This is a genomic window from Kitasatospora sp. NPDC057518 (assembly GCF_042802075.1).
GTDB lineage: Bacteria > Actinomycetota > Actinomycetes > Streptomycetales > Streptomycetaceae > Kitasatospora.
Map to the genome: position 1 here is coordinate 1 of NZ_JBHVEU010000003.1, position 18,589 is coordinate 18,589.

The 18,589-nt window shown below is 75.6% G+C and carries 15 protein-coding genes and 1 pseudogene; 10 read left to right on the forward strand and 6 right to left on the reverse strand.

The features are described from left to right. From ACFU7Z_RS00405 to ACFU7Z_RS00445, 9 genes and pseudogenes are all read left to right on the forward strand, one after another. A pseudogene (locus tag ACFU7Z_RS00405) lies at positions 1–672 on the forward strand (hypothetical protein); the annotation flags it as partial. Next, positions 662–2,302 (forward strand): ATPase, T2SS/T4P/T4SS family, encoded by a 1,641-nt coding sequence (locus ACFU7Z_RS00410; protein ID WP_380775041.1) that lies wholly within the window; start codon positions 662–664, stop codon positions 2,300–2,302. The pseudogene ACFU7Z_RS00405 and the gene ACFU7Z_RS00410, both read left to right, overlap by 11 nt. Next, positions 2,302–3,267, forward strand: a complete 966-nt coding sequence (locus tag ACFU7Z_RS00415; protein WP_380775043.1) for a type II secretion system F family protein — start codon at positions 2,302–2,304, stop codon at positions 3,265–3,267. Before ACFU7Z_RS00410 ends, ACFU7Z_RS00415 begins: the two co-directional genes overlap by 1 nt. Continuing rightward, positions 3,264–4,142: a type II secretion system F family protein gene (locus ACFU7Z_RS00420; protein WP_049658133.1), complete on the forward strand. Its 879-nt coding sequence runs from the start codon at positions 3,264–3,266 to the stop codon at positions 4,140–4,142. Before ACFU7Z_RS00415 ends, ACFU7Z_RS00420 begins: the two co-directional genes overlap by 4 nt. A 59-nt stretch (positions 4,143–4,201) precedes the next feature. Next, positions 4,202–4,501 (forward strand): hypothetical protein, encoded by a 300-nt coding sequence (locus ACFU7Z_RS00425; protein ID WP_049658132.1) that lies wholly within the window; start codon positions 4,202–4,204, stop codon positions 4,499–4,501. Positions 4,502–4,539: 38 nt separating this feature from the next. Then, a complete protein-coding gene (locus tag ACFU7Z_RS00430) occupies positions 4,540–4,914 on the forward strand; it encodes a TadE/TadG family type IV pilus assembly protein (protein ID WP_234348625.1) in 375 nt (124 codons plus the stop codon). A 104-nt stretch (positions 4,915–5,018) separates the two neighbouring features. Next, positions 5,019–5,396 (forward strand): pilus assembly protein, encoded by a 378-nt coding sequence (locus ACFU7Z_RS00435; RefSeq protein ID WP_143204636.1) that lies wholly within the window; start codon positions 5,019–5,021, stop codon positions 5,394–5,396. A 160-nt stretch (positions 5,397–5,556) separates the two neighbouring features. Then, positions 5,557–6,006: a hypothetical protein gene (locus ACFU7Z_RS00440; protein WP_049658128.1), complete on the forward strand. Its 450-nt coding sequence runs from the start codon at positions 5,557–5,559 to the stop codon at positions 6,004–6,006. Continuing rightward, complete coding sequence (locus ACFU7Z_RS00445) at positions 6,006–10,070, forward strand: LysM peptidoglycan-binding domain-containing protein (protein ID WP_380775045.1); 4,065 nt, start codon at positions 6,006–6,008, stop codon at positions 10,068–10,070. The genes ACFU7Z_RS00440 and ACFU7Z_RS00445 overlap by 1 nt, the downstream gene beginning before the upstream one ends. Before the next feature lie 63 nt (positions 10,071–10,133). Here the strand turns inward: ACFU7Z_RS00445 and ACFU7Z_RS00450 are convergent, their stop codons facing one another. After that, positions 10,134–10,436 carry a hypothetical protein gene (locus tag ACFU7Z_RS00450; RefSeq protein WP_380775047.1) on the reverse strand — a complete coding sequence of 101 codons (303 nt, stop codon included), beginning with the start codon at positions 10,434–10,436 and terminating at the stop codon, positions 10,134–10,136. 15 nt (positions 10,437–10,451) lie between these two features. After that, positions 10,452–11,000, reverse strand: coding sequence for an HAD domain-containing protein (locus ACFU7Z_RS00455; RefSeq protein WP_375873473.1), 549 nt, complete (start codon positions 10,998–11,000; stop codon positions 10,452–10,454). A 172-nt stretch (positions 11,001–11,172) separates the two neighbouring features. Between ACFU7Z_RS00455 and ACFU7Z_RS00460 the strand changes: the two genes are divergently transcribed. Beyond that, complete coding sequence (locus ACFU7Z_RS00460; protein ID WP_380775050.1) at positions 11,173–13,434, forward strand: hypothetical protein; 2,262 nt, start codon at positions 11,173–11,175, stop codon at positions 13,432–13,434. A gap of 134 nt (positions 13,435–13,568) precedes the next feature. Here ACFU7Z_RS00460 and ACFU7Z_RS00465 read toward each other — a convergent pair whose 3' ends face one another. From ACFU7Z_RS00465 to ACFU7Z_RS00480, 4 genes are all read right to left on the reverse strand, one after another. After that, entirely contained in the window at positions 13,569–14,939 is a 1,371-nt protein-coding gene (locus ACFU7Z_RS00465; protein WP_049655521.1) for a S8 family serine peptidase, read from the reverse strand. A gap of 209 nt (positions 14,940–15,148) precedes the next feature. Further along, positions 15,149–15,907: a 3-oxoacyl-ACP reductase FabG gene (gene fabG, locus ACFU7Z_RS00470; protein WP_049655523.1), complete on the reverse strand. Its 759-nt coding sequence runs from the start codon at positions 15,905–15,907 to the stop codon at positions 15,149–15,151. A gap of 145 nt (positions 15,908–16,052) precedes the next feature. Then, the gene (locus ACFU7Z_RS00475; protein ID WP_049655525.1) at positions 16,053–17,252 is read right to left on the reverse strand and encodes an acetyl-CoA C-acyltransferase; all 1,200 of its coding nucleotides are present in this window, start codon (positions 17,250–17,252) and stop codon (positions 16,053–16,055) included. 66 nt (positions 17,253–17,318) lie between these two features. Further along, entirely contained in the window at positions 17,319–18,482 is a 1,164-nt protein-coding gene (locus tag ACFU7Z_RS00480) for an acyl-CoA dehydrogenase family protein (RefSeq protein ID WP_380775052.1), read from the reverse strand. Between the last annotated feature and the right edge of the window lie 107 nt (positions 18,483–18,589).

The window sequence follows — 18,589 nt, forward strand, 5'->3', positions numbered from 1 at the left end:
CTGCTGGTCCGCCGCCGGCGCCAGCGGCTCGCGCCGGGCGCGGCGCCCGCCCAGCTGACGGCGGGCGGCCCGGTGGCGGGCCCGGTCGCGGCGGCGGTGCCGACGCCGCCGGTCCCGGCCGCTCCGATGCCGGCGGCCCAGGCCCCGGCCCCGCCGATACCGACCCCGCCCGTGCCGATGGCGCCGCAGCCGTCGATGCCCGCGCCCGCGCCGGGCCCGTACGGGCAGTCGGCGTACGCTCAGGGCGGCCGGCCGGGGTACGGGCAGGGCGGGCACGGCCAGACCCCGTACGCGCAGGGCCCGCAGGCGCAGGGCCCGTACCCGCAGACCCCGCATGGGCAGGGACCGTACCCGCCGGGCCCGTACGGTGCGGCGGCCCACGGCCGCTCCGGGCCCGGCCGCTCCGGCTACGGGACGGCCGAGGGCGAGCAGCCCTCGTACGCCCCGCCGCAGCCCGTCCCACCGGTGATCACCACCGGACCGGTGGCGCCGCTGGCCGGGCTGGCGCCGCAGCCGGCCGCGCCGGCGCCGTTCCCGGCGCACGTCCAGTCCGCCCCGTACGGCGATCCGGACGACCAGTACCCGCTCCAGCAGCCGTTTGTGACAGACAGTCAGGACAACGTGAACGGGCCGTACCCGCACGACCCCGGGGAGGTGCTCCGTGCGCGGTAGCCCCCTGCACCAGCGTCCCAGCGCCGATCCGGCCGCGCTGCCCTGGGCGGGGCCGGTGCCCGGGCCCGCACCGGTGACCGGTCCGGTCGCCCCGGCGCACGGGTACCAGCCCGGCCCGGTCGCGCCCCAGCCCGGCCCGGCGCAGCCCGTCGCGCCGCAGCCCGTTCCGCCCGGTGCGGCCGCCGGGCCCACCGCCGTGCCCTCCCAGCTGCCCTCGCTGGACCTGCGCGGCTCCGCCACCCGGCCCGTCGTGGACCCGCAGGTCGCCCGCGAGCTCAAGCGCCAGGTCGCGGCCGAACTGCACCAGCAGATCACCCGGTTGACGCTCTCCTCCGGCTCCGAGCCGGACCGCGCCACCCGCCGCCAGCGCGGCCGGGCGCTGATCGAGGAGGCCGTCGCCCGGTGGTCCGACGCGTACGCCCAGACCCACGGCATCCCGCCCACCCGGGACCAGGACCGCGCCCTCGCCGAGGCCGTCTTCGACCTGCTGTTCCGGGCCGGTCGGCTCCAGCCCTACCTGGACGACCCGGAGATCGAGAACATCCTGATCAACGGCTGCGACGACGTCTGGGTCTCCAAGGTGCACCAACCCCTGCGCCAGGTACCGCCGGTGGCCGACAGCGACGCCGAACTCGTCGAACTGCTCCAGGACCTGGCCCGCCAGCACGGCGGCGGCGAGCGCAGTCTGTCCACCGCCAGCCCGACCCTCGCGCTGCGGCTGGAGGGCGGCATGCGCCTCCAGGCGCTCACCGAGGTGACGCCCCGCCCGTACGTGGCGATCCGGCGCCACCGGGTGGCCTCCGCGACGCTCCCCGAGATGGTCGAACTCGGCACCCTGGACGCCACCTTGGCCGCCTTCCTGGCCGCCGCGATCCGGGCCCGGAAGAACGTGATGATCACCGGCACCCAGGGCGTCGGCAAGACCAGCCTGCTGCGCGCGATGGCCGCAGAGATCCCGCCGGACGAGCGGATCGGCACCCTGGAGTCGGAGTTCGAACTCTGGCTGCACACCCTCGGCCACCTGCGCCAGGTCGTCCCGATGGAGGCCCGCGAGGGCAACGGCGAGCGCGTCGAGGGGCGCCTGGCCGGGGAGTTGACCCTCGGCGACCTCATCCCGGCCGCGCTGCGGATGACGCTCTCGCGGATCATCGTCGGGGAGGTCCGCTCCGGCGAGGTCGTCCCGATGCTGCGGGTGATGACCAACGGCGAGGGCGGCTCGATGTGCACCCTGCACGCCCGCGGCCCGCACATGGTCGTCGACCGCATCGCCGAACTCTGCCTGGAGTACGGCTCGCACATGACCGACTCACTCGCCTACCGGCTCACCGCCAACGCCCTGGACCTCATCGTGCACGTCACCATGGTCGACGAGACCGCCGTCGGCGGCCGCCGGCACCGCTTCGTCTCCCACGTCCTGGAGGTCACCGGCCTCGGGGAGAGCGGCCGGCCCGCGCTGAACACCGTCTTCGGCCCCCGGCCGGACCTCGGCGAGCCGCGGGCCGTCCCGCACACCCCGCCGCAGTGCCTGGACGACCTGCGCCGGGCCGGCTTCGACGCCTCGCTGCTCGGTTCCCGGTACGGGAGTTGGGCCACCCCGCTGCAGCTGCGGATCGGCGGTGGCACCCGGTGATGCTGCTCTTCGCCCTGTGCGGGCTGGCGGTCGCGGGCGGCATGGTCGCCCTGGCGCTCTGGGCCCGCGGCAGCGAGCCCGTCGAGGAGGACGAGGCCGAGCGGGCGGTCAACCCGCTGGCCGGCCGGCTCCACGTGTTCTGGTACGGCGCGCCCGGGACGGCCGGGCACCGGATGGTGCGGCTGCGCCGCGTCCAGCTGCCGCTGGCGCTCGCCGGCGCGCCGCTGGCCTGGCTGTTCACCGGCATCCCGCTGACCGCGCTGCTGGTGCCGCTGGCCGTCTTCGGCCTGCCCTGGCTGTTCGACACCACCCGCCCGGACACCCACCGGATCGAGCGGCTGGAGGCGCTCTCCGAGTGGACCCAGCGGATCGCCGACGTGCTGCTGCTCGGGGTCGGCCTCAACCAGGCCATCGTCACCAGCCGGCGCACCGCCCCGGCCGCCCTGGAGGACGAGATCGGCGAGCTGGCCGCCCGGCTGCAGGCCCGCTGGCGGCCCGAGGAGGCGCTGCGCGCCTTCGCCGACAGCCTCGCCGACGCCACCGCCGACAAGGTGCTCGCCGCGCTCGTGCTGCGGGCCGGGGACAGCGGCCCAGGCCTGGCCCGCACGCTCTCCGACATGGCCGACTCGGTGCGCGAGGAGGTCCGCCAGCGCCGCGCCATCGAGGCCGACCGGGCCAAGCACCGGACCACCATCCGCTGGCTGGTCGGCATCATCGTGCTGGTCGTCACCGTCGGCTCCTTCAACACCGAGTACACCCGGCCGTACGGGACCTTCCTCGGCCAGGTGGTGCTCGCCGTGGTCGCCGCCCTGTTCGTGGCGATCATCGCCTGGATGCGGGCGCTGGCCTCCCACCCGCCGGTGCCCCGGCTGCTGACGCCCGACCGGCGCAGCAGGAGCGGGCGGCGGACCACCGCGGCGCCGACCGGGCCGGAGCAGGCCGAGCAGCTCGGGGAGGTCCGATGATCTCCCCCTGGTCCGTGCTGGCCGGCGCCGCCGCGGCCGGCGGCCTCGCCCTCCTGGTCGCCGAACTGCGGCCGGCGCCACCGGACCTGCGCCAGGCGCTGGACCGGCTGCACGCCACCCCCGCCGACCGCGAGCAGGACCCGGACGAGCGGCCCCGCTGGTACGACCGGATCGGCGAGCGGTCCGTCCACCTGCGCGGGGTCTCCGTCCCGCGCCGCGAGCTCGCCCTGATCGGCCGCACCCCGGCCCGGTTCATGGTGCACAAGCTGCTGTTCTCCGCGCTCGGCCTGCTGCTGCCCGCCTACCTGGGCGCGATGGCCGTGCTGATGGGCGTCGGCCTGCCGTTCGCCCTGCCGCTGGTCGCCGGGCCGCTGCTGGCCGGACTGCTCTGGTTCGTCCCGGACGCCGTCGTGCGCGGCGAGGCCAAGGAGGCGCGCACCGAGTACCTGCACGGCATCGCCGCCTACCTGGAGCTCGTCGCGATGGAGCGGGCCGCCGACTGCGGCCCCGCCGAGGCGCTGCGCCGGGCCGCCGCGGTCGGGCGGGGCGCGGTGTTCCGGCGGATCCGCGACGCGCTGGAGCGCGCGGCCACCGACCGGCTCCCGCCGTGGGCCGGACTCGACGCGCTGGCCGAGGAGTTGGGGCTCAGCCCGCTCCAGGACGTGGCCGACATCATGCGGCTGTCCGGCAACGACGGCGCCGCCGTGTACGACACCCTGCGGGCCCGGGCCAAGGGCCTGCGCGGGGAACTGCTCGCCGAGGACCTCGCCCGCGCGAACGCCGACAGCGAGCGGATGGTCGCGCCCGGGGCCGCCCTGACCCTGCTGATGACCGTCCTGATCGTCTTCCCCGCGCTGCACCAGATGCTCAACTGACAGCCGTCCCAGAGCAGTCGACACCACACCACACCGCCACGTCCCTCCGGAGAGACCCGATGACCGTACGACTCGTCCAACTGGCAGACCGGGTGCTGCGCCCCGTCCTGCTACCGGTCCAGTTCGCACTCCTGCTGTTCACCCTGCGGCTCGGCCGGCTGCGGGCCGCCCGCGCGCGCGGCGACCGCGGTGCGATCAGCATCGAACTCGCCCTCGCCATCATCGCGTTGGTCTTCGTCGCGGGTGCCGTGGCGACCGCGCTCTACCTGCTGAAGGATAAGGTCGTCAAGAAGGTCGAGCAGGACCCGAACATGCCGGGTGCGGGCGGAGCGGGCGGCGCGGGCGGCGCCACCCCGTGATGCGTGCCGCTCTCCGCCGCAGGGGCGACCGGGGGTCGATGAGCGTGAGCCTCGCCATCGTCTTCCCGGTCGTCCTGCTGCTCGTCCTGCTCGTCGTCCAGGCCGCGCTGTGGTGGTACGACCGGCAGGTCGCGCTCACGGCCGCCCGCGAGGGCGTGGACGCCGGACGGGTGCAGGGCAGCGCGACGGACGGCGAGAAGAACGAGGCGGCCCAGCGGCAGGCCCGCGACTTCCTCGACCGGCAGGGCGTGCACGGGTACACGGTGCGGACCGACGGCAGCACGGCGCAGACCATCCGGGTCACCGTGCGGCTGACCCCGCCGCTGCTGATACCCGGGCTCAAGGCGCCCGACATCACCCAGTTCGCCGAGGCGCCCCGCGAGCGCTTCGTACCACCGGCGGTGACACCGTGACGGACGCGCTGCGGACACCGGGCCCACGGCGGCGGTGGTCGGGGCTCCGGTCGCGACCGCGCAGGCCGGACCGGGGCGGGATCGCGATCGAGGCGGCGATCGTCGTGCCGGGGGTGGTCGGGCTGGTCCTGCTGGCCGTCGCCGCCGGACGGGTGCAGACCACGGCCGGCACCGTGGAGGCCGCCGCGCGGGCCGGGGCCCGGACCGCCTCCCTGCAGCGCAGCGTGGACGGGATGGACCAGCCGGCCAGGGACTCCGCCCTCGCGACGCTGCGCCAGCAGGGCGTGTGGTGCCGCGACGGGGACGTGCGGGTCGGCAAGGGGGAGCTGAACCTGCCCGGCGGACCGGTCACGACCGTCACCGTCACGGTGGTCTGCGACGTGGAGCTGGCCGACCTGCTCGGCGGACCGTCCGGGATACCCGTGACGAAGCACCTCGTCGGCGAGTTCACCTCGGTGGTGGACCGTTACCGGGGCACATGACAGCGCGCGGCGCCGTCACCGGGAAGACAGGGGATTGGAGACGGCCCGTGCGGGGGAGACGCAAGCGGAGAGCGCTCGGGGGATGGCGGAACGGTACCGAGCGGCGCCCGGTGGGGGCCGGTGGGGAGAGCGTCGTGCGAAGTGGGGGGAGGGGACGGAAGTGGTGAGCCGTCTGCGGCGACGGCTGTCGGCGCGCCGGTCCGACCGGGGCGCGGTGGCCCTCTTCGTGGCGATCTGCGCGGCCTACGTCGTGCTCGTCATCGCCCTGGTGATCGACGCCGGCGGCCGGCTGCGGGTCGCCGAGCGGACCGACGCCTACGCCCTGGAGGCCGCGCGGGTCGGCGGCCAGCAGCTCGACCGGGCGGCCGTCCTCCAGGGCAAGGGCTTCAAGGTCCAGGAGAAGTACGTGCGGGACGCCGCCGACGCCTACCTGGGCCTGTACGGCCTGCGGGCGGGCGGCATCGAGTTCTCCGGTGACGGCAGGGTCGTCACCGTCACCGTGCAGGCCGACTACCGCCCGGTCCTGCTGGGCGCCCTCGGGGAGCGGAAGGTTACGGGCAAGGGCAGTGCGACCCTCGTCCACGGAGTAGAGAAAGCGGAGACCGACTGATGGCCGCGCCACGTGCCAAGGACCAGGCCCGTACCGCCCAGGCCCGAAACGGCCAGGCCCCCAACGGCCGGGCCGGGACGTCCCATCGGGCCGGCGGTGCCCGAAGGCCCGCCGCCCCGGCGCCCCGACCACCCCGCGGCCGCGGCCGCGCCGTGATCACCGCGCTCGGCGCGCTGGTCGCCCTGCTCGCGCTGCTGTTCGGCGTCCCCGCGCTGCTGCTGTACGGCACCGACGCGGTCGCCGGGATGGGCGAGGTCGCCTCGGGCGGGGTGGGCGAGGCGCTCACCAGTCCGGACGACGGAAGCCTGTTCCTCTGGGCGCTGGTGGTGGTCGGCTGGATCGCCTGGGCCTGCTTCGCGCTCTCCGTCCTGCTGGAGATCCCGGCCCAGCTGCGCGGCCGGATCGCCCGCCGCATCCCGGCCTTCGGCTGGAGCCAGCGGCTCGCGGCCGGGCTGGTCGGCTCGGTGCTCGCCCTGCTCCCGGTGGCCGGCTCGGCCTTCGCGGCCGTCCCCGAGCCGAACCACAGCCCGGTCGTCCAGGCGCAGTTGACGCCGGGCGTGCAGCGCGCCGCACTGCCCGCCGCGCAGGCCGCGCCGGCCCTGACCCCGGCCGCCGAGCAGCAGAGCACGTACACCGTCCGGGACGCCCGGCCGGCCGACAGCCTGTGGTCCATCGCCGAGCGCCAACTGGGCTCGGGGGAACGCTGGGTGGAGATCGCCAAGCTCAACGACGGCCGGGTGATGGGCGATTCGGGCATCCGCTTCGACGCCGACCGGCCGATCCAGCCCGGCTGGGAGCTGCTGATGCCGGCGGACGCCAAGCCGGACGAGGCGAGGACACCGGCGCCGCCCGCCCCGGCCCCCTCGGGCGACCCGGCGCAGGGCGCGCCGCAGGAGACGCCGCAGAGCGCTCCGCAGTCCGGGACGGAGGCCGGTGGGCCCGGTGGCGCGGGCGGTGCGGCCGGCTCCGGCGGCCAGCGGACCGTCACCGTCCAGACCGGGGAGAGCCTGTCGGCCATCGCCCAGCGGGAGCTGGGGGACGGGGAGCAGTGGCCGAAGCTGTTCGAGGCGAACAAGGGGGCGCAGGCCCCGGACGGGACGCAGCTGACCGACCCGGACGTGGTGGTGCCGGGGATGGTGCTCACCGTTCCGGGGGCGGGGGGTGCCGCACCGGCGCCCGCACCGGCTCCCGCTGATCAGGCTCCGGCCGACCAGGCCCCGGCCCCCGCGCCGGCCCCCGCCGACCAGGCTCCGGCGCCGGGCGCTCCCGCGCCGGGCGCGCCGCAGTCGGCCCCGGCGCCCGCGCCCACGCACGCGCCGGCCCACGCGCCCGCCCCCGCCGCGCACGCCGACCCGGCCCCCAGCGACGACTACACCGTCGCCCTCTCGGCCTCCACCGTCGGCGTCCTGCTCGCGGCCGTCATGGTCGGCGCCGTCGCCCACAAGCGCGGCACCCAGCAGCGCGCCCGCCGCCCCCGGCACCGCATCGCGATGCCCGAGGCCGAGGCCGCCGCCTTCGAGAACGAGCTGATGGCCCGGCAGGACCAGGCCGGACTGGACCTGCTGGACCGCTCCCTGCGCACCCTGGCCCGCAACACCGTGCGCGGCGGCAAGCGGCTGCCCGCCATCGTCGCCGCCCGGATCACCCCGGGCCAAACCATCGAACTGCACCTGTCCGGACCGGCCACCCCGATCGCGCCGTTCCGCGCCGCGCACGCCGCCAACGTGTGGTGGTGCAGCGCCGACTCGGGCGACCTGCTCAGCCCCGGCCAGGCCCGCAAGACCGCCGCGCCCTATCCCGCGCTGGTCACCCTCGGCACCTCGCCGGACGGCTCGGTGGTCCTCGCCGACCTGGAGGCCGTCCGGCTGCTCCACCTGTCCGGCCACCCGGACGACGCCCGCGACGTGCTGCGCACCCTCGCCGTCGAACTGGCCCACAGCCCGCTCGCCGACCGGCTGCACCTGCACCTGGTGGACCTCGCCGAGGAGGTGCCGATCAGCGGCCCGGCCGCCGAACGCGTGCACCGCCACCCCACCCTGGAGGCCGCGCTCGCCGCCCTCGGCCCGCGCACCGCCAAGGCCCGCGCCACCCTGGTCGCCGCCGAGGCCACCAGCCCGCGCGAGGCCCGCAGCCGGGGCCAGGCCGACGAGTCCTGGACGCCCGAGATCGTGCTCTGCGCCCACCAGCCCGGCGGGGACGTCCCGGCCGAGCTCGGACGCCTGCTCGACGCCCGTCCGCGCACCTGCGTCGCCGTCATCACCCGTGCCCCCGAGCGCGGCACCGGCCCGGTCGCCCGCTGGACCCTGCCGGCCTCCGGCCAGGCCGCGATCCCGGGCCTGCACCTCACGGTCGAGCTGCAGCGGCTCAGCGACCGGCAGTACGACCAGGTCGCCGAGCTACTCCGGGTCGCCGACGACACCACCCAGCACCCGGCCCCGGCCTGGACGCTGGACGGGCCGGAGGACGACACCGACACCACCGAACTGCCCGCCGCCGTACCGGTGCTGGCCGCCGTCGGGGCCTCGGCCGCCGTGGCGGTCCCGGCCATCGGAGGTCCGGCTGCTGCGGCTCCGGTCGGTGGGGCTTCGACCGGCGGGGCCTCCGTCGGTGGGGCTTCCGCCGGCAGGACTTCCGTCGGCGGGGCTTCGGCAGGCGGGGCTTCGGCAGGCGGGGCTTCGGCAGGCGGGGCGGAGGAAGGCGCGGCCGCCGGTCCCCGGCTGCTCGCCCGGGTCATCGGCACCGGCGCCAGCCCGTTCGCGGGCACCGATCCGGTGGCGCCCGCTCCGACCCCTGCCGCGCTGCCGCCCGCGGCGTCCAGCCCGGCTTCGGCTCCGGCGCCTGCCTCGGCCGGCCCGGCGCGGTTCGCCGTCAACGGGCAGGGACGGCAGGCGGCGACCGACGAGACCACCCGCGACCTGCGCCGGCCGGGCCTGGCGGAGGACGAGGGGACGGCCGGGCCGGGGGACACCGGTTCGGAGTCCACGGCGACGGTCGTGCTCGCCGTCCAGCCGGTCGTGCCGCAGCCCGTCGTGGCGGAGCCGACCGCGTCGAAGACGGCCGAGGGCCTTGTGCCGTCGACCGAGCCCGTTCCCGCTGCCGCTGCCGCTCCCGAGGCTGCCGTCGCCCTCGGGACCGGACCGGCCGGGACGGCGGAGACCGCGGAGGCCGTCGAAGCCGCCGAGGCCGTCGGTGCGGAGCAGCCCGGCCCCGCCGCCGTCGCCCCGGTCGCCCGGACGACGCCCGGCCGCAGCGACAGCGACGACCTGCTCGCCATCCTCCGCTCCCCGGAGGCGCACGCCCCCCGCAACGCCCCCCGGATCCGGCTGCTCGGCCCGGTGGACGTCGCGGGAGTCCTCGGCGCCGCCGCACCCGGCGCGCTGCCCCGGCTCACCGAACTGGCCGTCTACCTGGCGCTGCGCCCCGGGTCCGACCGCCACGCGCTCGACCACGACCTGCACCCCGGCGCGGCGCACCTCGACCCGCACCCCACCGCGGCCGGCTCCGAGAGCCCGCTGCCGGCCAAACTCGCCGACCTGGCCGCCTGGTTCGGCACCTCGCCGGAGGGCCGGGTCTTCCTGCCCACCGAGGGCACCGAGGGCTACTCCTTCGCCCCGGCGGTCACCTGCGACTGGGACGAGTTCCGCGGCCTCTACCGGCGCGGCATGCGCAGCACCAGCGCCACCGCCGACGCGGCCCTCGCCCACGCCCTGGCCCTGGTCCGCGGCGCGCCGTTCGCCGAGGCCCCGCCGGCCTCGTACGGCTGGGCCGAGGCCGAGCGGCAGGACATGATCGCGGCGATCGTCGACACGGCCCACGAACTGGCCGCCCGCCGCCTGCAGTACGGCGACCACCGCAGCGCCGAGGCCGCCGTCTTCCGCGGCCTCGCCGTCGCCCCGGACGTCGAACTGCTGCACCGGGACCTCTTCTACGCCTACGCCTCGGCCGGCGCCCGGGACCAACTCCTGCGCGCCGTCAATCGGTTGGACGCCCTCAGCCGCCGGACCGGCCGGGATCTGGACGCCGACACCGTCGCCCTGCTGCGGGACCTGCTCGCGGGCTCCTGACGCCGCGACCGCCCGCCCGGCCACTCCTGTTCCAGGGGTGGCCGGACGGGTTTCCGGGAGCGGTCACTCCTCCCAGGAGAAGGGCCGGCAGGCACAGGCGCCGTCGCGCGCCGGTTCGGCGGCCGAGTGGACGTCCTGGACGACGGCCTCCGGAACCCGTGCCACGGCCACCAGGACCCGCCGGTCGTCCGCCGGGGTCCGCGCGACCACCTCGACCTGCTCCTGCTCCTCCGCCGTCGCCCGGACGAGCGAGCTGAACACGTACGTTCCGCCCTCGACGCCGTACCCGTCCGCCCACAGCTCGACCAACGCCCCGCCGTGCAGGGACAGATGCCAGCGGGACGGTGTTCCGGCGACGGGTTCCATGGCGGGGCAGTGTAGTCAGGCCGTCCGCAGCCAGGCGTCCAGCGCGGCGAAGTCCGCGTCGGTGAGCCCGCGTCGGGGATCGACCCGGTGGAGCAGGGCGCGGGCGGGGGAGTGGGCGGCGACCCAGCGGCGGTCGGCCCCGGTGATCTCGTCGTCCACCCAGGCGAACGGCCGCCCGCCCGCCCAGGCGAGCAGCGTGCGGGTCTTCCAGTGCAGGCCCTGCGGCGGGTGCGTGGCGTCCGCGGTGTCCGCGTCCTCCGCGTCGTCGGAGTCGTCCACCGGCCAGTCCACGACGGGCAGTCGGGGCAGGCCGAGCCAGGGCGCGAGGCACTCGTTGGCGTCCTCCAGCCAGGTGGTGGCCCACACCGGCTCGGCCGGCAGGCGGAGCAGCCGAGGGCCCAACTCCGGGTCCACGCGGGCGATCAGCGGGTTCCCGCCCGGTGTCGTACCGGCCGGGACGTGCGGGCTGCGGTGGACGGGGTAGCCGCCCGGCGGCGGGCCCCCGAAGGGGATCAGCGGACCGTCCACGTCGAGGAAGAGCAACGGGCGATCGGTATCGATCATGACGGCACCTTAGCGGGCGGCGCGGGCGGTGTGGCGCGCCGATCGGCCACCCGGCCTGGAACGGGCGAGCCGGGATCTCGTAGGGTGGCGCGCACGGAGTGTGGTGGCAGGCACCACGCAGGCGAGGGCATCAGACGCCGCGGGAGCGGCGGGGCGGGGCGGTGACCAGGAGATGGCGGAGACGACAGCGGTTTCCGGAGGTCCCGACCCGGCCGGGGGCTCGGGTCCCTGGGACGCCGTACCGCCGCCCCCGCGCCTCCCGGCCGAGGAGCACCCGCCGGGCCCCGCCGCGCTGTACGAGCCGCCGCCGGCGCCCCCGGCCGCACCACCGGTCGCGCCGCCGCCCGCACCGCCCGTCCCGCCCACCGGATGGACCCTCACCGGGCTGCCCGCCGCCGGGGCCGCGTCCACGGCGACCCCGCCGCCGTTCCCGGTCCAGAGCGCGGCGCCGAGCGCCGCCGTCGGCGCGGGCGGGCTCGGAGCCGCGCCGCGCGGACGGATCCTGGTCATCGAGGGCGGGTACGGAACGTCCGGCCGCCGCACCTGGGGCCGCGGCGGACCGACCCAGGCACCCGTACTCTCGGCGATGCTCGCCGCCGTCTCGCCGCAGGTGCTGCTCGCCGCGGACGCGGTGGACGCCGTCCACCTCCCCGGCGCCGGGGACCCGCACACCGTCCTCGCCCACCTGCGCGCGGCCTCCCGGCACCCCGGACCGCTGCTGATCCACCTGGGCGGCCACGTCGTCGCCGACAAGCGCGGCGGGCAGCTCCAGCTGACCCTGCGCGATGCCAAGCAGGACGGCCTCCCCTGGCAGGCCGTCGCCGCCGAGCTGAGCCACCGTCCGGCCGAGTGGCAGACCCTCGTCATCGCCGACCTGAGTGCCGACCAGAACGCCTGGCCGTACCTCCAGGGCACCGTCTCGCCGCTCAGCGAGGGGATCCCGCTCTGGGCGGTGGTCAGCCCGGACCCGGAACAGATCGGCACCTTCACCCGCGCCCTGATCGAGGCGCTGCACGGCGGGCGGCCCGGTGCGGGCGAGGTGCTCGCGCCGGAGCAGCTGCGTCAGCAGGTGTACTCGGTGCTGCGGCCGGACGTGGTCATCCTGGCCACGCACGCCCCGGACCGGCCGTTCTTCCGCAACACCGCCCGTCGCGGCGAGGGCCTGCCGGCCGAGGTGGCGCCGCTGCCGACCGCCGGTACGGCGCCCTCCGACGCGCCGCCGCCCCCGGTGGCGCCGCTGCCGCGTCCGGCGGAGCCCCGGGACGCCGCTCCCGAGTGGCCGGTAGCGGCCCCGGCCGGGGCGCCCGCGTCGTCGGCGGGGTCGGCGGGGGCGGTCGGGTCCGCTGCGTTCGCCGGGTCTCCGGTGGCCGCGGGCGGTCCGGTCAGCCTGGTCAAGCCGGGCGTACCGCCCACCCCGCCACGGCCGGCCCGCCCGGTCAGCCTGCAGAAGGCGGGCGGGAGCGTCGAGGCACCGGGCGTGACCCTGCGCAAGCCCGCCCCGGCCGACACCGTGCCCGAGGACGGCGCGTCCCCGGCGGGCGTCACGCTCCTCAAGTCCCGGCCGGAGCCGGTGGACGGTGCCGTCGCCGAGCCCGAACTCCCGCAGGAGGAAGCCGCGGTGGCCGCCGAAGCCGCGGCGGAGGCGGTCGGGACCGTGGTCGAGCCGGTGGCCGAGGAGGCAGCGGAGGAGACGAGCGAGGAGGCAGCCGAGGGCGCTGCCGGGGAGGTCGTCGAGGAGGCTCCCGAGGCCGCGGCGGAGCCCAGGGACGCCGTCCCGGTGGAGTCCGTGCCGACGGACGAGGCTCCCGCCGAGCAGGAGTCCGCCGAGCAGGCTCCCGCCGACGTCGTTCCGGTGGACGGGACACCTTCTGACGAGGTGCCGGCCGACGCCGTGCCGCAGGACGAGGCGCCGGCCGAGGACGCTCCCGCCGACGCGCCGCCCGCCCCGAGTGAGGTTCCTGCCGACGCCCCAGCCGACGAGGCAGCGGCGGCCGCTACGCCCCGCGCGGACTACCGCGAGGTCATCGGACGGATCGTCCGTAGCGCCGAGGCCGGGGACCACGCCGCCGCCACCGACCTGGCCTTCGCCCTCGAACTGGAGGCGATCGCCGAGCACGGTGCCGTCTCCGAGCCGGTGCTGCAGGTCCGGCAGGTCCGGGCGCACGTCTGCCGGCTCGCGGGCCGGTCGGCCGAGGCCGCGGACATCTACCGCGAGGTGGCGCTGACCCTGCTCCGTTCGCAGGGCCCGGACCATGTGGAGACCCAGCGGGCGGCCACCAACGCCGAGGCCTGCTGGCGCGCGATCGCCGATCGTGCGGAGGCCATTCGGATCGCTCCGGAGATCATCGAGCTGCGCGCCTACCTCCCGGGCCCGGACGGCCGCAAGCTCCGCGCCGCCGAGCGCTACCTCGCCCAGTTGGCCGCGACCGGCTGACAACCGGCGGTCGGCGGAGAACCGCTGACGGATAACAGCAGACGGAAAACAGCGAACAGCGGACAGATTTCAAAATCTGTCCGCTGTCGTCTGTTATCTGTTACCTGTCACCCGTCACCCGGTGACCCGCCGGTTCACCGACCGGCGACCGCGTGCACGAACTTCGCGCCGTCGATGGTGCCCAGGCCGCTGGCGAGGTCGTAGCCCTCGGTCGCGTTGTAGCCGGTGACGCCGTTCCAGCCGTTGTCGCCCTGCTTCACGTCCACGATGCCGCTCCACTTGCTCGGCAGCAGGTTCATGCCGTACAGGCGCCAGTTGAGCTGGCCGAGGCGGTGGCCGGCGAGCTGGTCGGCGAGCGCGACGACGCCCGAGAACAGCGGCGTGGCCTCGCTGGTGCCGCCGGTGAGGTGCCAGCCGACCGAGGTCGGGTCGTAGGACTCGTAGGTCCAGGCGGCGCCGTCCACGGCCGCGCTCATGCTGATGTCCGGGGTGCCGCGGTGGTTGCCGGTGACGTTGGCGACGCCGGCCTGGTACCACGGACGCTCGAAGATGCCCGAGACGCCACCGCCGCCGGCGCCGGACTTGTCGTGCCACACCTTGTCGGGCGCGGTGCGGTTGCCCTTGTCGTCCAGGGTGAGCTGGGTGCCGCCGATGGAGGTGACCAGCGGGTCCGAGGACGGCCAGGAGTTGACCTTGTACGGGTACAGGTCGGTGCCGTTCTCCTGGGCGTCGGTGGCGCCGTTGTCGCCGGAGGCGGCGAGCACCGTCACGTTGTGGTCGGCCGCGGCCTGGAAGGCGTAGCGCAGGTCGGTGAGCGACTTGAAGTCGCCCTTGTCGTACCCCGGGAAGGTGTTCTCGGTGGCGCCGAAGCTCTGCGAGATGACGTCGGCGCGGCCGGCCTTGATGAGGGCCTTCTCGGCGTCCATCATCTCGGGCAGGCCGGTGGTGCCCTCGGTCTCGGCGACGCCGGTCTCGACCAGGATGATGTGCGCGTCGGGGGCGATCGCGTGGGCGTACTCGACGTCCAGGGTGGTCTCGCCGGCCCAGCCGGTGTGGTCGGGGTTCTTCGGGTCCCAGGTGGGGACGTTGCCCCACTTGACCACCTCGACGTTGGTGTCCGGGATGCCCCACTGCTTGTCGAAGACCTCCAGGTCGTGCTGGATGGTCGGCGAGCCGAAGGAGTCGACGATGACGATGGTGCGGCCCTTGCCGGTGATGCCCTCCTGGTACAGCGGGTCCAGGTTGTAGGCGGTCCGGTACTGCAGCGGCGAGTAGCAGTGGATACCGACCTGGCTGACGCACTGGGTGGTGCTCAGCGGGGCGGGGCGGCCCTGGGCGTTGTGGTGCCCGAAGGAGGCGGGGCGGACGTGGACGCCCGTGAGATCGTGCGCGGGGGCGGCGATCGCGGTGCCGGCGGCCGGTACGGCGACGGTACCGGCCGTGAGGGCGGTGGCCCCCACGGCGAGCAGGGCCAGGGCGCGGCGGAGGGTGGCGGGGCTGCCCATGGGACTCCTTGGGGCGCAGGGCCCGACCTGGTTCGGTCGGGTCGGTGCGGCCATCCCATCGAGAGCTGCATGATCATGCCATAGTCATTTGGTGGGGCCATGTGATCAAGGACATGGTCATACTCGGCCACGCGAAAAGGTAAAGGCCGTCCCAGGGGAAAGTAACCCCCCACCCGGGACGGCGATATGACGACACGTCAGGCGACCGCCTAGCGTGCTCCGCCGTTGACGTACAGCGTCTGCCCGCTGACGTAGGAGGCCTCCTCGCTGGCCAGGAAGGCGACGACCGAGGCGACCTCCTCCGGCTGCCCGACCCGGCGCAGCGGCGTCCGGGCGGCGACCTCGGTCTGGTGCTCCTCGGCGCTGCTGCCGACCCGCTCGGCGGTGGCCGCGGTCATCGCGGTGGCGATGTACCCGGGCGCGACGGCGTTGACATTGACGTTGAACGGCCCGAGCTCGATCGCCAGGGTCGCGGTGAGGCCCTGGATGCCGGCCTTGGCGGCCGCATAGTTGGCCTGGCCCCGGTTGCCGAGGGCGGAGCGCGAGCTGAGCGAGACGATCTTCCCGTACTTCTGCGCCACCATGTACTTCTGCGCGACGTGGCTGCAGTTGTACGCGCTGGTCAGGTTGACCGTCAGCACCGCGTCCCAGTCGGCCTTCGGCATCTTGAAGAACAGGTTGTCCCGGGTGATCCCGGCGTTGTTGACCAGGATGTGCACCCCGCCGAGGTCCGCCGCGACCTGCGCGAACACCGCCTCCACGGCGTCGTAGTCGGCCACGTCGCAGCCGTACGCCCGGGCGGTGCCGCCCTTGGCGGTGATCTCGGCGACCGTCCCGGCCGCCCGCTCGGCGGTGAGGTCGACCACGGCGACCGCCGCGCCCTCCTCCGCCAGCAGACGGGCGGTGGCCGCCCCGATGCCCTGGGCCGCGCCGGTCACCACGGCGACCTTCCCCGCGAACCGCGTCATGTGAACTCCTCGGAAGTCTGGAGGTTTGAAGGTCGGTCCGGGCCCTGGAGGCTCGGACCGACAGAGGTGTGGACCAACAGATTTGTGGACCAACAGAGTTGTGGATCGACAGAGGTGTGGATCGACGGACGGGGAGCGCCGGTCGTCAGACGTTCTCGACGAGCACGGCCGTACCCTGCCCCACGCCCACGCACATGGTGGCCAGACCGCGCCGGGCACCGGTACGGCGCATCCGGTGCAGCAGGGTGGTGAGGATGCGGGCGCCGGAGCCGCCCAGGGGGTGGCCGAGCGCGATCGCGCCGCCGCTGGGGTTGACCACCTCCTCGGCCCGCTCCGGGCTGAACCCGATGCCGTCGGCGGAGGCGAGCGCCTGGGCCGCGAAGGCCTCGTTCAGCTCGGCGGTGTCCAGGTCGGCGAGCGACCAGCCGGCCCGCGCGAGCACCTTCGCCGTGGCCGGGACCGGGCCGATGCCCATGACGTCCGGGTGCACCCCGGCCGAGGCGCCGGCCACGTACCGGCCGAGCGGCCGCAGCCCGAGGTCGTGCAGCGCCTCCTCGCCGACCAGGAGCAGCCCGGCCGCGCCGTCGTTCATCGGCGAGGCGTTCCCGGCGGTGACCGTGCCCCCGGGTCGGAACACCGGCTTGAGGCCGGCGAGCTTCGCCAGGCTGGTGTCCTCGCGGATGCCCTCGTCGCGGCCCACCGTCACCCCGTCCGGCCGCTCGACCGGGACGAGTTCCGCGTCGAAGTGCCCGTCCTCGCGGGCGGCGCCGGCCCGCTGGTGGCTGCGCAGCGCGAAGGCGTCCTGGCGTTCCCGGCCGATGCCGTACCGGGTGGCCACCTCCTCGGCGGTCTCGCCCATGCTGAGCACGCCGTGCAGTTCGGCCATCCGCGGGTTGGTGAGCCGCCAGCCGAGCCGGGTGTCGAAGGTCTCCATCCGGTGCGGCAGCGCCTCGTCGGGACGGGGGAGGACGAAGGGGGCGCGGGTCATCGACTCGCAGCCGCCGGCCAGCACCACGTCCGCCTCGCCGGAGCCGATGGCCCGGGCGGCGAGGGTGACGGCCTCCAGGCCGGAGGCGCAGAGCCGGTTGACGGTGGCTCCGGGGACGGTCTCCGGCAGGCCGGCCAGCAGCACGGCCATCCGGGCGGCGTTGCGGTTGTCCTCGCCGGCCTGGTTGGCGGCGCCCCAGTAGACGTCGTCGATCCGGGCCGGGTCGAGTGCGGGGACGTCGGCGAGCAGGGCGCGCAGCACGGTGGCCGAGAGGTCGTCCGGGCGGACCGTGGCGAGCGCGCCGCGCAGTCGGCCGATGGGTGTGCGGCGGGCGGCGGCGAAGTAGACGGGACGCACGTCGTCGGGCTCCTTCTCGGGAAACGGGTGGCAGGGGACGGGAGCGGGGCAGGCGGCGGGCCGGCGTCAGAAGGCGTTGACGCCGGTGAGGGCGCGTCCGATGAGCAGCTGGTGGATCTGGCTGGTGCCCTCGTAGAGCGTCATCACCCGCGCGTCGCGCAGGTACTTGCCGACGGGGTACTCGTCGATGAACCCGTAGCCGCCGAAGACCTGGAGCGCGTTGTTGGCGGCCCGGACGGCGGCCTCGCTGGCGTACAGCTTGGCGACGGAGGACTCGGTGGCGAACGGCAGGCCGCGGTCGATGTGGTCGGCGACCTTCCAGGTGAGCAGCCGGGCCGCCTCGACGTCGACGGCGATCCCGGCCAGCAGCTCCTGGACGAGCTGGTGCGAGGCGATCGGCTTGCCGAACTGTTCGCGCTCGCCCGCGTAGCGGACGGCGGTCTCCAGGCAGGCCCGGGCGATGCCGACGCAGCCGGCCGCCACCGACATCCGGCCCTTGGCCAGCGCGGCCATCGCCACCGTGAACCCCTTGCCGACCTCGCCGAGCCGGGCGCTGTCCGGCACCCGGACGTCCTCGAAGGAGAGGCCGGCGGTGGCCTGGCCGCGCAGGCCGAGCTTGCCGTGGATCTCGGTGCGGGTGAAGCCGGGCAGGTCGGTGGGGACCAGGAAGGCGGTGATGCCCCGGTGGCCCCGCTGCTCGGGCGCGTCCCCGCCGGTGCGGGCGAAGACCAGGGCGACGTCGGCCCAGGTGCCGTTGGTGATGAAGGTCTTGGCGCCGCTGATCAGCCAGTCCCCGCCGTCCCGGACGGCGCGGGTGGTGAGGCTGGCGGCGTCCGATCCGGTGCCCGGCTCGGTGAGCGCGAAGCAGGCGAGCGCCTCGCCCGAGGTGAGCCGGGGCAGCCAGTGCCGCTTCTGCTCCTCGGTGCCGAAGGCGTTGACCGACTTGCCGACCAGGCCGAGCGAGACCGAGACGATCCCGCGCACGGCCGAGTCGCCGCGCCCGAGTTCCTCCAGGACCAGGCAGTACGCCAGGTGGTCGCCGCCGCTGCCGCCGTACTCCTCCGGGATGGTCAGCCCGAGGAAGCCGACCTTCGCCAGCTTGCCGATGATCGCGCGGTCGACGGACTCGGCGCGGTCCCACTCGGCGGCGTGCGGCACGACCTCGCGGTCGGTGAAGGAGGCGGCGAGGTCCCGGACGGCGCTCTGCTCCTCGGACAACTCCAGGTTCACGGCGGCTCCCGAATCCGGTGTCCAGGGCCCCGACCCCAGGGCCGGACCCATTAAACTAGCGCTGCAAGTTTTATGGGGGGACTGTAGCCCCGCCCCGCCCGCGCTGG

Coding starts and splice junctions, on each gene's coding strand:
- ACFU7Z_RS00420 (WP_049658133.1), top strand. CDS start 3,264: ATGATCTCCCCCTGGTCCGTGCTGGCCGGCGCCGCCGCGGCCGGCGGC.
- ACFU7Z_RS00425 (WP_049658132.1), top strand. CDS start 4,202: ATGACCGTACGACTCGTCCAACTGGCAGACCGGGTGCTGCGCCCCGTC.
- fabG (WP_049655523.1), bottom strand. CDS start 15,907: ATGACGCGGTTCGCGGGGAAGGTCGCCGTGGTGACCGGCGCGGCCCAG.
- ACFU7Z_RS00460 (WP_380775050.1), top strand. CDS start 11,173: ATGGCGGAGACGACAGCGGTTTCCGGAGGTCCCGACCCGGCCGGGGGC.
- ACFU7Z_RS00450 (WP_380775047.1), bottom strand. CDS start 10,436: ATGGAACCCGTCGCCGGAACACCGTCCCGCTGGCATCTGTCCCTGCAC.
- ACFU7Z_RS00465 (WP_049655521.1), bottom strand. CDS start 14,939: ATGGGCAGCCCCGCCACCCTCCGCCGCGCCCTGGCCCTGCTCGCCGTG.
- ACFU7Z_RS00430 (WP_234348625.1), top strand. CDS start 4,540: ATGAGCGTGAGCCTCGCCATCGTCTTCCCGGTCGTCCTGCTGCTCGTC.
- ACFU7Z_RS00445 (WP_380775045.1), top strand. CDS start 6,006: ATGGCCGCGCCACGTGCCAAGGACCAGGCCCGTACCGCCCAGGCCCGA.
- ACFU7Z_RS00415 (WP_380775043.1), top strand. CDS start 2,302: ATGCTGCTCTTCGCCCTGTGCGGGCTGGCGGTCGCGGGCGGCATGGTC.
- ACFU7Z_RS00455 (WP_375873473.1), bottom strand. CDS start 11,000: ATGATCGATACCGATCGCCCGTTGCTCTTCCTCGACGTGGACGGTCCG.